Raw genomic sequence first — 13,630 nt, 5'->3', positions numbered from 1 at the left:
GCGGAGGAAGCACTTCAAGGGTTTTCTGACAGGTAGTCAGATTTCTTCGGCGCCGCCCCTTCACAGTTGCCGCGCCCTTTGCTCTGATGACGGCGAGCCGACAACCGCCAGGGATGCCCAGGGTCAGGAGGAGCGGTGGAGTACAACCTTGCCGACCTGTTCGAGTCGGTCGTGGACGTGGTGCCGGATCGTGCGGCACTCGTGTACCTCGACCATCCCGGTACGGGCGCGGAACGCCGCCTGACCTACGCGGAGCTGGACGCCGCCGCCAACCGGGTCGCCCATCATCTGATCGACAGCGGGATACGCCCCGGCGAGCATCTGGGCCTGCATCTCTACAACGGGGTCGAGTACCTCCAGACGGTGCTGGGGTGCCTGAAGGCGCGGATCGTGCCGGTCAACGTCAACTACCGCTATGTGGAAGAGGAGTTGGTGTACCTCTACCGGGACGCAGCCCTCGCCGCCCTGGTCTTCGACGCGGAGTTCACGGAGCGGGTGGCGGCGGCACAGCCCAAGGCCGCAGCCTTGCGGCACCTGATCCGCGTGGGCGAACCGGCAGCGGACTCACCCGAGTTGGGGGCTGTGCCCTTCACCGAGGCGGAGGCCGCCGGGTCCCCGGAGCGGGGCTTCCCGGCCCGCTCGGGCGACGACCAGTTCATCATCTACACCGGCGGCACCACCGGCATGCCCAAGGGCGTGATGTGGCGCCAGGAGGACCTGTTCTTCGCGGGACTGGGCGGTGGCGCCCCCACCGGCGAGCCGGTCAAGTCCCCGCAGGAGCTGGCCGAGCGGGTCGCGGCCGGCGGCGAGGGGATCACCTTCTTCCCCACTCCCCCGCTGATGCACGGCACCTCGACCCTCACCGCCTTCATCGGCTTCAACTTCGGCCAACGGGTGGTGATCCACCGTAAGTTCACCGCCGAGGACGTGCTGCGCACGATCGAGAAGGAGAAGGTCACCAGCGTGTCCCTGGTGGGCGACGCGATGCTGCGTCCACTGATCGACGCCCTCAACGGGCCCATGAAGGGCACGGACTGCTCAGCCCTGTTCAGCGTCTCGTCGTCCGGCGCGATCATGTCGGAGACGGTGCGCGCCGAGTTCCAGGCCCTGGTCCCGAAAGTCATGCTGCTCAACAACTTCGGGTCGTCGGAGTCCGGCTTCAACGGCACGGCGACCCCGGACTCGGGCCCCGGGCGCGGTTTCCGGATCCGCGTCAACTCCCGCACCCAGGTGGTGGATCCGGCCACCCACGAGCCGGTGCCGGCGGGCGAGGTGGGCCGGATCGCCCAGTGCGGCCACGTACCGCTCGGCTACTTCAACGACCCGCGGAAGACGGCGGACACCTTCTTCGAGCGGGAAGGCGAGCGGTGGGTGCTGCTCGGTGACATGGCGACGGTCGACGAGGAGGGCGTCGTCACCGTCCTCGGCCGGGGCTCGCAGTGCATCAACACCGGCGGCGAGAAGGTGTATCCGGAGGAGGTCGAGCAGGCGCTCAAGTCCCATCCTGACGTGTACGACGCGCTCGTGGCCGGCGTCCCGGACCCGAGGTGGGGAAACCATGTGGCGGCGGTGGTGCAGTTGCGGAAGGGGGCGCCACGGCCCTCGCTGGCGGACGTCCAGTCCTACTGCCGTACGCATCTGGCCGGTTACAAGATCCCTCGGCAGCTGGTGATCACCGAGACGATACAGCGGTCACCCAGCGGCAAGGCGGACTACCGGTGGGCCCAGGAGGTGGCGGTCGGGGCGGACCGGTAGGCGGGAGGCCGTGACCCGCCGGTGGGTCGGCCGGGGACGACGGGCGTACTCTGTGCGCGCGGTTGACCCGGTTTGAACGGAGGGTGACGCAGGGCCGTACGCGAGGTTGGCGGCCCTGCCCTGCGGGCCCGGGCCGCCGTGCCATCAGCAGCTTCGCACGGAAGGACCCACGGGTGTCGCACCACACGCCCCCTCGTCAACTGCCGGATACGGACGCGGACGCGCCGGACGGGCCCACAGCCGAGGAGGCCTCGACCGCTCCCGCGGTGAACGACACCGAGCCCGGCGCCCCGGCGGACGTGGATTCGGCCGGCACGACGGACGAAGCGACCGGGCCGGCGACGACCGCGGAGGCGGACGAGCCGGGCGCCCACTCCGCGGTGGAGGAGTCGGCCGACGGCGCGGAGGACGGGAAGGCGCCCGACCAGGCCGCCGTCCCCCGCACGGCTTCCGCCGGCGACGCATCCGCCGACGCGGCGGCCTCCGATTCCACGTCCACCGACGAACCCGACCCGAGCAGCGCCGCCGCCTCCTCTTCCGCCCGCTCCGGCTGGTTCGGCTGGCGCCGTCGTTTCCCCCGCGCCGCACGTGCCGTGCGGGTGGGCACGAGTGTCCTGGCCGGTGCGCTGGTGCTCGGCGTGCTCCTCATACCCAACCGCCTGGACCGGATCACCCTCGAGTCGTTCCTCCGCCTGCCTGTCGAGGCGATCTTCCTCGCGGCTGTGCTGCTCGTACTGCCGTCGAGGGCACGGCGGATCACGGCCGTCGTCCTGGGGGCGTTCCTCGGGCTGTCCACCGTCCTGAAGTGTCTCGACATGGGCTTCTACCAGACCCTGGCCCGCCCGTTCGACCTGGTCTTCGACTGGGTTCTGCTGAACGACGCGGCGGACTTCCTGAAGGACTCGCTCGGTCGCTCGGGTGAGGTGCTCGCGGTGATCGGCGTGATCGTCCTGCTGATCGCCGTTCTCGTGGTGAGCGCGCTGGCGGTGGTGCGGCTGGCCGACCTGATGGCCCGGCACCGCCCCGTGGCCGTGCGCGGCACGCTGGCCCTCGGCACCGCGTGGATCGTCTGCTTCACCATGGGCGTGCAGTCAGGCGGTGTGACGATCGCCACCAAGGGCTACAGCCAGTACCTGACCAACCGTGTGCAGTACGTCCGCGACGGCCTCGGGGACGCCGAGGTCTTCGACAAGCAGCTCAGGGTCGACGCCTTCGCCCACACCCCGTCCGACCAGCTGCTGACCGGACTGCGCGGCAAGGACGTGCTGTTCACCTTCGTCGAGAGCTACGGCCGGGTGGCGATAGACGATCCGGCGATGGCACCGGAGATCGACGCGACACTCAAGGAGGGCGACGCCAGGCTCAAGTCGGCCGGCTTCGCGGCGCGCAGCGGCTGGCTCACCTCACCCGTGACGGGCGCCGGCAGCTGGCTCGCCCACACGACGTTCCTGTCCGGCCTGTGGATCAAGAACCAGCAGCGGTACCGGACCGTGACCACCAGTGACCGCGCCACCCTCACCAGCTACTTCCAGAAAACCGGAGCCTGGCGCACGGTCGGCATCGTCCCCGGGGTCCGGAAGTCCTGGCCCGAGGGGACGTACTTCGGCCTCGACCACATCTACGACTCCACGCACCTCGGCTACCAGGGTCCGTACTTCAGCTGGACACCGGTGCCGGACCAGTTCAGCCTGGAGGCCTTCCAGAAGCTGGAACACGGAAAGAAGGACCGCGACCCGATCATGGCGGAGATCATCCTGGCCTCCAGCCACAACCCCTGGTCCCCCATCGCCCACATGATCGACTGGAAGGACCTCGGGGACGGTTCGGTCTTCTACAAGATCAAGAAGGAGGGCACGAACCCCACGGAGGTCTGGAAGAGCGCCAAGCGCGTGCGGACCGAGTACCGCAAGGCCGTCCAGTACTCCCTGGACAGCCTGACCCAGTGGGTCCAGCGCTACGGCGACGACAACACCGTCCTCGTCTTCCTCGGCGACCACCAGCCCGTCCCGACGGTCACCGGGGGCAGCACCAGCAGGGACGTGCCGGTCACGATCGTCGCCCGCGACCCGAAGGTGCTGGACCGCGTCGCCGACTGGGGCTGGACGGACGGACTCAAGCCCGCGGCCAACGCCCCGGAGTGGACCATGGACAAGTTCCGGGACCGCTTCATGACGGCGTACGGGCCGGAGAAGAAGTAGCGCCGTCCGCACCGGACCAGGGAACGGCTTGACGACCACCGGAAACTCCTCCGGCCACTTCTCGTGGACCAGGTGCACGGCGTCCACGGTCACCATTCGGGCGCCCGGGATGCGTGGGATCGTCGAGCCCCGGGCGCTGGAGCGGTCGGTGGGGAGGATCGGGCGGGTGGTGGACCTGAGGTCGCGCTGAGACCTGGCCTGGCACGGAAACTGCCAGGTCAGGCGCCGTTGTCAGTGGTCGGTTCTAGTGTGGGTGGCGAGATCGGTATCCGCGCCGAGGAGACGAAGAGGTTCCCATGACGACCCTGCCCGACCGCCCGAACAGCGCGCTGCTCGTCATCGACGTACAGAACGGCGTGGTGGACAGCTCCCACAACCGCGACGAGGTGATCGCGAACATCAACACCCTCGTCGACAAGGCTCGCGCGGAGGACGTTCCCGTGGTCTGGGTGCAGCACTCCAGCGACGAGCTGAAGACGGGCAGCGAAAGCTGGGAGTACGTGCCGGAGCTGGTCCGCCGCGACACCGAGCCCCTCGTCCACAAGAAGTACGGCGACTCCTTCGAGGCCACCGAACTGGAGGACGTCCTCGCCGAGCGCGGGGTCGGCCGGCTGGTCGTCACGGGCGCCCAGACCGACGCGTGCATCCGCTCGACCCTGCACGGCGGCATCGTTCGCGGATACGACGTGACGCTCGTCGGCGACGCCCACACAACGGAGGACCTCACGCAGTACGGCGCTCCGACGCCGGCCGAGGTGATCGCGCACACCAACCTCTACTGGCAGTTCCAGACCGCCCCCGGGCGCGCTGCCGGGACGATCAGTACCTCGGAGGCGACCTTCACCGCCGCCGCCGGCGACGAGGACTGACGGTCAGGAACCCGCGAAACGGTCCCGCAGCTCCCGCTTGAGGATCTTGCCGCTCGCGTTGCGCGGCAGCTCGTCCACGAACAGGACCCTCTTCGGCGCCTTGAAGTGGGCGAGCTTCTCGCGGGCGTGGGCGATGAGTTCGGCCTCCGTCACCTCACCGCGCGGGACGACGACCGCCGTGACCGCCTCGATCCAGCGCTCGTCGGGAAGGCCGACGACGGCCGCCTCGGCGACCGCCTCGTGGGTGTACAGGGCGTCCTCGACCTGCCGTGAGGCGATCAGTACGCCACCGGAGTTGATGACGTCCTTCACCCGGTCGACGACGGTGTAGAAACCGTCGGCGTCCCGGACGACCAGGTCACCGGAGTGGAACCAGCCGTCGCGGAAGGCGGCGGTCGTCTCCTCGGGCTTGTCCCAGTAGCCCTCGCACAGCTGCGGGGACCGGTAGACGACCTCGCCGGCCGTGCCGTCGGCCACCTCCTCGCCGTCCTCGTCGACCACCCGCGCGTCCACGAACAGCACCGGGCGCCCGCAGGAGTCCAGCCGGCCCTTGTGCTCGTAGGGCCCGAGAACCATGGAGAGAGGGCCGATCTCGCTCTGGCCGAAGCAGTTGTAGAAGGCGAGTTTCGGGAGTCGTTCGCGCAGCCGCTCCAGGACGGGGACCGGCATGATCGACGCCCCGTAGTACGCCTTGCGCAGTCCGCTCAGATCGCGGGTCGCGAAGTCGGGGCGGTTCGCGAGGCCGATCCACACGGTCGGCGGCGCGAACAGGCTGTCCGCCCGGCCGGCCTCGACGAGGTCGAGGATCACGTCGCCGTCCGGTGCGTCGAGGATGACGTTCGGGGCGCCGACCGCGAGATACGGCAGCAGGAACACATGCATCTGCGCCGAGTGGTAGAGGGGCAGCGAGTGCACGGGCCGGTCACCGGGGCTCAGGTCGAGGGCGGCGATCGCGCTCAGGTACTCGTGCACCAGGGAGCGGTGGGTCATCATCGCGCCCTTGGGCAGCGCGGTGGTCCCGGACGTGTACAGCAGCTGCACCAGGTCCTCGGTGCGCGACTCGGGACCGTCGTAGGGCGCGGTGTCGGCCAGCCGGGCGAGCAGTGAGCCGTCGGCGTCGCGCAGCGCCAGGGTCCGTACGCCGTCGGGTAGGCGGGCGGCGAGGTCCGGGTCGGCCAGGACGAGGGTGCTGCCTGACTGGTCCACGATGTAGGTGAGGTCGTCGCCGGTCAGGTTCTGGTTGACGGGGACGTGCACGAGTCCGGCACGGGCGCAGGCGAGGAAGGCGATCAGATAGGCGTCCGAGTTGTGGCCGTAGGCGCCGACCCGGTCGCCGGGGGCCAGGCCCTCGGCACGCAGAACACCCGCCGCACGGGAGACGGCCTCGTCGAGTTCCTGGTACGTCCAGACCCGCTCGCGGTACTCGACCGCCGTCCGCGCCGGAACGCGCTGGGCGCTGCGCCGCAGCACCCCGTCAACCGTGCTCCCGTATTGCTGCGTCATAGCTCATGATCCTCGTTCCGGCACCGAACAAGGTCAAGCACCGGAGGGGGCCGGGGAACATACCCGTTGGTACGCTCAACCGCTTCTTCCCTCAATGACGTTGGGAGACACGATGCGCACCCGCTTGAGACGGCTCGTCGTCACGGCCGCCGCATTACTCACCGCCACGACAGCACTGCCCGCCGCCACGGCGCAGAGCAGGCAACCGCAGGCATCACAGGCATCACAGCAACATCCCTCCCACGGTGGTCTGTCCGCCGTGATCCGCTACACCGAGTACGGCATCCCGCACATCGTCGCGAAGGACTACGCGAACCTCGGCTTCGGCAGCGGCTGGGCACAGGCCGCCGACCAGGTGTGTGTGCTCGCCGACGGTTTCGTGACCCTGCGGGGCGACCGCTCACGCTGGTTCGGGCCCGCCGCCGAGACCGACTTCTCGCTCTCCGACGCCTCCGACAACCTCTCCAGCGACCTGTACTTCCGTGGAGTGCGCGACACCGGCACGGTCGAGCGACTGATCGCCCAGCCGGCGCCACAGGGCCCGAGCAGGGCCGTCAAGGACCTGATGAACGGCTGGGCGGCGGGCTACAACGCCTGGCTGAAGCAGCACCGGGTCAAGGACCCGGCCTGCGCGGGCGCCGCCTGGGTCCGGCCCGTGACGGGTGTCGACGTGGCCACCCGCGCCTACGCCCTCGCGGTGCTCGGCGGACAGGGCGGCCTCGTGGACGCGATCACCGCCGCGCAGCCGCCGGCCGCGTCCACCACGGCCGCGAAGTCGGCGCTCCCGAACGCCTCGGCCGCCGCCAAGGGTGCGCGCGAGTTGTTCGACCTCTCCGACATGGGCTCCAACGCCGTGGCGTTCAACGGCAGTACGACCGCGGGCGGCCGCGGCCTGCTGCTCGGCAACCCGCACTACCCGTGGCAGGGCGGACGCCGGTTCTGGCAGTCCCAGCAGACGATCCCGGGTGAACTGAACGTCGCGGGCGGTTCGTTGCTCGGCTCACCGACGATCTCGATCGGGTACAACGCGAACGTGGCGTGGAGCCACACCGTCGCCACCGGGGTGCCGCTCAGCCTGCACCAGCTGAAGCTGGACCCCGCCGACCCGACGACCTACCTGGTCGACGGCAAGCCGGAGCGGATGACACGCCGGTCGGTGACCGTCCCGGTGAAGGACGGCACGCCGGTGACCCGCACGCAATGGTGGACCCGGTACGGCCCCGTCGTCCTCTCCCCCGGCGGCGATCTCCCGTTGCCCTGGACCACGACAACCGCGTTCGCGCTGGGCGACCCGAACGCGGCGAACATGCGCTTCTACGACACCTCGCTCGGCTTCAGCAAGGCACGCGGTACCGCCGACGTCCTCAACTCCCTCGACAGGCACCAGGGCATACCCTGGGTGAACACCGTCGCCGCCGACTCCTCGGGGCACTCCCTGTTCGCCCAGTCGCAGGTACTCCCCCGGATCACCGACGAGTTGGCCGCGGCCTGCTCGACGCCGCTCGGCAAGGTCCTCTATCCGGCGGCGGGGGTCGCGGTCCTCGACGGCTCACGCGCCGAATGCGCCATCGGCGACGACCCGGACGCCGTGGTGCCCGGGATCTTCGGGCCCGCACGGATGCCGACACTGAAGGACACGCCGTACGTCGAGAACTCCAACGACAGTGCGTGGCTGACGAACCTCGACAAGCCGATCACCGGGTACGAGCGGATCTTCGGTCCGGTGCGCACAGCCGCCTCACCGCGTACCCGGGGTGCTGTCGCCGATGTGGCGGCGCTGGCCGCGAAGGGCAACCTGACGGTCGCGGATCTCCAGGAGCAGCAGTTCGCGAACCGTTCGACGTCGGGCGCGCTGGCCGCCGGCGACGCGGCCCGCGCGTGCGCGGCCCTGCCGGGCGGTACGGCAACAGGCTCCGCCGGTACGGCAGTCGACGTCAGTCAGGCGTGCGGTGTGCTGGCGTCCTGGGACCGCACCATGAACAGCGACAGCCGGGGTGCACTGCTCTTCGACCGGTTCTGGCGGAAGCTGCTGGGCGCCGTGCCGTCCGCGCAGCGCTGGAAGGTGCCGTTCTCGGCGGCGGACCCGGTCGGCACCCCCAACACGCTCAACACGGACGCGCCGGGCTTCGCCAAGGCCCTCGCCGACGCGGTGACGGAGCTGCGCGCGGCGGGCATCCCGCTGGACGCCCGGCTCGGGGACCACCAGTACGTCGTACGGAAGGGTCAGCGCCTGCCGGTCGGCGGCGGCACGGAGTCCCTGGGCGTGTGGAACAAGATCGAGCCCGTGTGGGACACCGTGAACGGCGGCTACCGGGACAACGCGTTCGGGTCCAGCCACATCCAGGCCGTGGGCTGGGACGGCAGCCGCTGCCCGGTGGCCCGCACGCTGCTGACGTACTCCCAGTCGTCGAATCCGAACTCGCCGCACTTCGCGGACCAGACGCGGCTGTTCTCGGCCGAGAAGTGGGTCAGGGCGAGGTTCTGCGAGAAGGACATCCTGTCGTCGCCCGGGCTGCGGGTGATCCGGGTGCACGGCTGACGGAGCTGTGCACAGTCGGCCCGGGGTGGTCCCGTCCCCTTGTCGGGGCGGGACCACATCCACGGTTCACACCGCACCTCACACGGCCCGCGTGCGGCCCTCCCAGTACGGGTCGCGCAACCGCCGCTTGTACAGCTTGCCGTTGGGGTCGCGCGGCATCCGCTCGATGAAGTCGACGCTCTTGGGCCGCTTGTACCCGGCGAGTTGGCGTGCGCAGTGGCCGAGGATCTCGGTGGCGAGGTCGGGCCCCGGCACATGTCCGGGCGCCGCTTCCACGACCGCCTTGACCTCCTCGCCCCAGTCGTCGTGGGGGATGCCGAAGGCGGCGGCGTCGGCGACGGAGGGGTGGGCGAGCAGGGCGGACTCGATCTCGGCGGGGTAGATGTTGACCCCGCCCGAGATGATCATGTCGATCTTCCGGTCCCGCAGGAAGAGGTAGCCGTCCTCGTCCAGGACGCCCAGGTCGCCCACGGTGAAGAAGTCGCCGATGCGGTTCTTCCGTGTCTTGCTCTCGTCCTTGTGGTAGGCGAAGCCGCCGGTGCTCATCTTCATGTAGACGGTGCCGAGTTCGCCGGGCGGCAGCCGGTTGCCGTCGTCGTCGAAGATCGCGAGTTCGCTGATCGGCCAGGCCTTGCCGACCGTGCCGGGCTTCTTCAGCCAGTCCTCTGCGGTCGCGAACGCCCCGCCGCCCTCGCTGGCCGCGTAGTACTCCTCCACACAGTCGCCCCACCAGTCGATCATGGCCCGTTTCACATGGTCGGGGCACGGCGCGGCCCCATGGATGGCGTGCCGCATGGACGACACGTCGTACGCCCGCCGCACCCGCTCCGGCAGCGCCAACAGCCGGTGGAACTGGGTCGGCACCATGTGGGTGTGCGTGCACTTGTGGTCGTCGATGACGCGGAGCATCTCCTCCGGCATCCACTTGTCCATCAGCACCAGTCGGTGCCCGATGTGCAGGGACGCGCCCGCGAACTGCAGCACGGCGGTGTGGTAGAGCGGCGAGCAGACGAGGTGGACGTTCCCGCCGAACGGCTTGACGCCGAAGATGCCGAGGAACCCGCCGAGGTACGCCTCCTCGGGCGGCTTGCCCTGCAACGGGCGCCGGATGCCGCGCGGGCGGCCCGTGGTGCCCGAGGTGTAGTTCATGACCCAGCCGAGAGTGCGCTCGTCGGGCGGCGACTCGGGCTGTCCGTCGAGGAGTTCGGTGTACGACCGGAATCCGTCGACCTCGCCGACCGCGTACCGCCGCTCCGCCGGGAGCTGGGCCTCGTCGGCGGCGGCGCGTGCCGCGTCGGCGAACCGCTCGTGCGCGATGAGCACCTTGGCGCCGGAGTCGGAGACGATCCAGGCGATCTCGGGCCCGACGAGGTGGTGGTTGACGGGGACGAGGTAGAACCCGGCCTGGGAGGCGGCCAGATACGTCACGAGGAACTCGACACCGTTGGGCAGGACCACGGCGAAGGCGTCACCGCGTTCGAGTCCGGCGGCGCGCAGCCCGTGGACCAGCTGGTTGGTGGCGGCGTGCAGTCGTCCGGCGGTCCACTGCTCACCGTCGGGCGCGATGAGGACCATACGCTCGGGGTCGGCGGTGGCCTGCGCCCAGAATCCGTTGGGGGTCTCGCTCACTGTCCCGCTCACGACCGGTCGTCCCTTCCGTCGGCGTTCCTTCCGTCTGCGTTCCGTCCCGCGATCCGGTTGACTCGGTTCACAGCCTCTTCGAAGCCGCTGGTCAGGTCGTCGAAGACGGCCTGGACACTTCGCTCGCTGTTCATCCGGCCGACGATCTGACCGACCGGTGTACCGAGAAGCGGGTCGACCTCGTACTTCTGGATGCGCGAAACCGCCTCGGCGACGAGCAGACCCTGCAGCGGCATGGGGAGGGTGCCGGGTCCGTCGGTGGAGTCCCAGGCGTCGGTCCATTCGGTGCGCAGCTGGCGTGCGGGTTTGCCGGTCAGGGCGCGGGATCGGACGGTGTCGCCGGAGCCGGCCGCGAGCAGCTTCCGCGTGAGCGCGGCCGAGTGCATGTCGGCCTCGGTGACGGTCAGCCACAGGGAGCCCAGCCAGACCCCCTGGGCGCCGAGGGCCAGCGCGGCGGCCACCTGCCGGCCGCTGCCGATACCGCCGGCGGCGAGCACCGGCAACGGGTCGACGGCGTCGACGACTTCGGGAGTCAGCACCATGGAGGCGATCTCGCCGGTGTGGCCGCCCGCCTCGTAGCCCTGTGCGACGACGATGTCGATACCGCCCTCGGCGTGCTTGCGCGCGTGCCGGGCGCTGCCCGCGAGGGCGGCGACAAGCACATCCTGATCATGCGCGCGGGCCACGACATCGGCGGGCGGCGAACCCAGCGCGTTCGCCAGGAGTTTGATCGGGTAGTCGAAGGCCACGTCGAGCTGACTACGGGCGACCTGCTCCATCCACCCCGTGATGCGCCACCCGGACTCCTCGCCCTCGGCCAGCTCGGGCACGCCGTACTTGGCCAGGGTGTCCCGGACGAACTGGCGGTGCCCCTCGGGGATCATCGCCTCGACCTCGGCCTCGGTCACCCCCTCGACCTTCCGGGCCGGCATGACGACGTCCAGGCCGTACGGCCGGCCGTCGACATGCGCCTCGATCCAGTCCAGGTCGCGTTTGAGGTCGTCCGGTGCCGTGTAGCGGACCGCTCCGAGCACCCCGAAACCCCCGGCCCGGCTGATGGCCGCGGCGACGGCGGGGAACGGCGTGAAGCCGAAGACGGCGTGCTCGATTCCCAGTTTCTTGCTCAGCTCCGTCTGCATGGCCGCAGGATGCCGCAGTCCTCCGGACGAGGGAAGACCTTTTCTGATACACCGTCAGATTCTTGGCCGTGAACCCGTGTGGCCGACAACGTGGTTGACACCCATCTCGGGTGACACGAAGGTTTCACTCCGCAGGGCGGTCCCGAAAGTATTTTCAGGCAGTGCGGGTGGGAGGCTCCTCGATGACGCAGGACGCGACGAGCGGCGGACTGACGCGACGGCAGCTGGGCAGACGCACGCTGGCGTTGGGCGGCGCCCTGACCTTCGCCTCCTTCCCCGCAGGACCGGCCGAGGCCACCCCCAGGACAACGGGCCACCGCCCGATCCTGCACCCCGGCTCACCCGAACGGGCCGGGCTCCTCCCCCAGCACCTGGACCAACTGGTCACGGATGCCGCGGCGTTCCTCGGCCCCTCCCCCAACCACCCCTGGTACGCGGGCGCGGTGCTGCTGGCCGGGCGTGGCTCCACCGTGGCACTGCACCGGCCGATCGGCATGGCGGTGCGCTATGCGGCGTACGACGAGAAGACGGACACCGGCGTCGAGTTCCCGGCCTCGGAGCAGATCCCGATGGCCGAGGACACGGTGTTCGACCTCGCGTCGGTCTCCAAGCTGTTCACGTCGATCCTGGCCGTGCAGCAACTGGAGCGGGGTGCGCTGGAGCTGGAGGGAAAGGTCGCCGCGTATCTGCCGGAGTTCGCGCGGGCCGGCAAGCAGGACGTGACGATCCGTCAACTCCTGACCCACACCTCAGGATTCCGCGCCTGGATCCCGCTCTACAACGCCCCGACCCACGAGCAGAAGCTCGAACTCGTCTGGAACCAGGCTCCCCTGAACCCGCCGGGCACCAAGTACCTCTACTCGGACCTCAATCTGATCTCGCTCCAGCTGGTCCTGGAGAAGATCACCGGTCGCCCGCTGGACACCCAGCTCCACGACGAGATCACCGCTCCGCTCGGTATGCGCCGCACGCGCTACAACCCGCCCGCCTCCTGGAAACCGACGATCGCCGCCACCGAGGACTCCCGCAAACCCTGGTCCGGGCTCGAACGGGGCCTGGTGTGGGGCGAGGTGCACGACGAGAACGCCTACAGTCTCGGCGGAGTGGCCGGCCACGCAGGCGTCTTCTCGTCGGCCTGGGACCTCGCCGTTCTCGGCCGTACGCTGCTCAACGGCGGCACTTACGGCAGGGCGCGCATCCTGTCGCCCGCGTCGGTCGACCTGATGTTCACCGACTTCAACACGGCCTTCCCCGGGGACGAGCACGGTCTCGGCTTCGAGCTCTACCAGCACTGGTACATGGGCGCGATGGCCACGCCCCGCACCGCAGGGCACACCGGCTTCACCGGCACCTCGATCGTCCTCGACCCGACAACCGACTCCTTCCTCGTCGTGCTCGGCAACTCCGTGCACCCGGTGCGCAATTGGCGCTCCGGCTCCGCACCCCGGGTCGCCGCCGCGAACAACCTGGCCCGCGCGGTGCCGGTCCGCCCACGCCACGGACGTACAGCCTGGTTCTCCGGCATGGCGAGCGCGACGACGGCGACACTCACCCTCCCGCCCCTCACCATCACTGCCGACGCCCGCCTGCGGTGCGCCCTGTGGTGGGACACCGAGCCGCAGTCGGACGCCCTGTTCCTGGAGGCGTGGGCCGACGGCGGCGTGACCTGGCAGCCGGTCCCGTTCACGACCGCCCCCGCCGACGGCACCCCGCAGGAACATCCGACGGGTGCGGTCACCGGCTGGACGGGGCGCGTCTGGCACCGCCTCTCGGCGGCCCTTCCCGCCGCTCCGGCTCTCGTTCTGCGCTGGCGGTACACGACCGACCGGCTGTACGTCGGCCGTGGAGCGTACGTGGACGGGCTGGCCGTACGCGGCGCCGACGGCACCGTGTTCGACGAGACGCGCCCGGCGGACACGGCGCGCATCGAGGCGGTGGGCTGGACGGTATCCGCTGACTGACCCCCGTTGCACCAGAGTTGGCCGG

The 13,630-nt window shown here is 70.0% G+C and carries 9 protein-coding genes; 6 read left to right on the top strand and 3 right to left on the bottom strand.

The annotated features are described in order from the left end of the window. Positions 1–135: 135 nt before the first annotated feature. From ACW4TU_RS42520 to ACW4TU_RS42505, 4 genes are all read left to right on the top strand, one after another. Positions 136–1,755, top strand: coding sequence for an acyl-CoA synthetase (locus ACW4TU_RS42520; protein ID WP_457422466.1), 1,620 nt, complete (start codon positions 136–138; stop codon positions 1,753–1,755). Positions 1,756–1,928: 173 nt separating this feature from the next. Continuing rightward, a complete protein-coding gene (locus ACW4TU_RS42515; RefSeq protein WP_457422464.1) occupies positions 1,929–3,953 on the top strand; it encodes an alkaline phosphatase family protein in 2,025 nt (674 codons plus the stop codon). Positions 3,954–3,981: 28 nt separating this feature from the next. After that, complete coding sequence (locus tag ACW4TU_RS42510) at positions 3,982–4,143, top strand: acyl-CoA synthetase family protein (protein WP_457422462.1); 162 nt, start codon at positions 3,982–3,984, stop codon at positions 4,141–4,143. Positions 4,144–4,249: 106 nt separating this feature from the next. After that, complete coding sequence (locus ACW4TU_RS42505; RefSeq protein WP_457422460.1) at positions 4,250–4,822, top strand: cysteine hydrolase family protein; 573 nt, start codon at positions 4,250–4,252, stop codon at positions 4,820–4,822. Positions 4,823–4,825: 3 nt separating this feature from the next. Here the strand turns inward: ACW4TU_RS42505 and ACW4TU_RS42500 are convergent, their stop codons facing one another. Continuing rightward, positions 4,826–6,325, bottom strand: coding sequence for an acyl-CoA synthetase (locus tag ACW4TU_RS42500; protein WP_457422458.1), 1,500 nt, complete (start codon positions 6,323–6,325; stop codon positions 4,826–4,828). Between the two features lie 112 nt (positions 6,326–6,437). Between ACW4TU_RS42500 and ACW4TU_RS42495 the strand changes: the two genes are divergently transcribed. After that, positions 6,438–8,864 (top strand): penicillin acylase family protein, encoded by a 2,427-nt coding sequence (locus tag ACW4TU_RS42495; protein WP_457422456.1) that lies wholly within the window; start codon positions 6,438–6,440, stop codon positions 8,862–8,864. Positions 8,865–8,942: 78 nt separating this feature from the next. On the opposite strand, the gene ACW4TU_RS42490 is transcribed toward ACW4TU_RS42495, so the two are convergent. Next, on the bottom strand, positions 8,943–10,439 hold the full coding sequence (locus ACW4TU_RS42490) for an acyl-CoA synthetase (protein WP_457430590.1): 1,497 nt from the start codon (positions 10,437–10,439) through the stop codon (positions 8,943–8,945). 62 nt (positions 10,440–10,501) lie between these two features. Beyond that, the gene (locus ACW4TU_RS42485; protein ID WP_457422454.1) at positions 10,502–11,644 is read right to left on the bottom strand and encodes an NAD(P)H-dependent flavin oxidoreductase; all 1,143 of its coding nucleotides are present in this window, start codon (positions 11,642–11,644) and stop codon (positions 10,502–10,504) included. Positions 11,645–11,826: 182 nt separating this feature from the next. On the opposite strand from ACW4TU_RS42485, the gene ACW4TU_RS42480 reads away from it, so the two are divergent. Continuing rightward, positions 11,827–13,605 carry a serine hydrolase domain-containing protein gene (locus tag ACW4TU_RS42480; protein ID WP_457422452.1) on the top strand — a complete coding sequence of 593 codons (1,779 nt, stop codon included), beginning with the start codon at positions 11,827–11,829 and terminating at the stop codon, positions 13,603–13,605. Positions 13,606–13,630 lie beyond the last annotated feature (25 nt).

This window comes from Streptomyces kryoterrae, from assembly GCF_054072135.1.
The sequence above is the reverse complement of the archived record's forward strand: the minus strand, read 5'-3'. Positions and strand labels throughout refer to the sequence as shown.

Bases quoted from the DNA above. Each gene is read 5' to 3' on its own strand.
- ACW4TU_RS42480 (WP_457422452.1), top strand. From the start codon at position 11,827: ATGACGCAGGACGCGACGAGCGGCGGACTGACGCGACGGCAGCTGGGC.
- ACW4TU_RS42495 (WP_457422456.1), top strand. From the start codon at position 6,438: ATGCGCACCCGCTTGAGACGGCTCGTCGTCACGGCCGCCGCATTACTC.
- ACW4TU_RS42490 (WP_457430590.1), bottom strand. From the start codon at position 10,439: ATGGTCCTCATCGCGCCCGACGGTGAGCAGTGGACCGCCGGACGACTG.
- ACW4TU_RS42500 (WP_457422458.1), bottom strand. From the start codon at position 6,325: ATGACGCAGCAATACGGGAGCACGGTTGACGGGGTGCTGCGGCGCAGC.
- ACW4TU_RS42485 (WP_457422454.1), bottom strand. From the start codon at position 11,644: ATGCAGACGGAGCTGAGCAAGAAACTGGGAATCGAGCACGCCGTCTTC.
- ACW4TU_RS42505 (WP_457422460.1), top strand. From the start codon at position 4,250: ATGACGACCCTGCCCGACCGCCCGAACAGCGCGCTGCTCGTCATCGAC.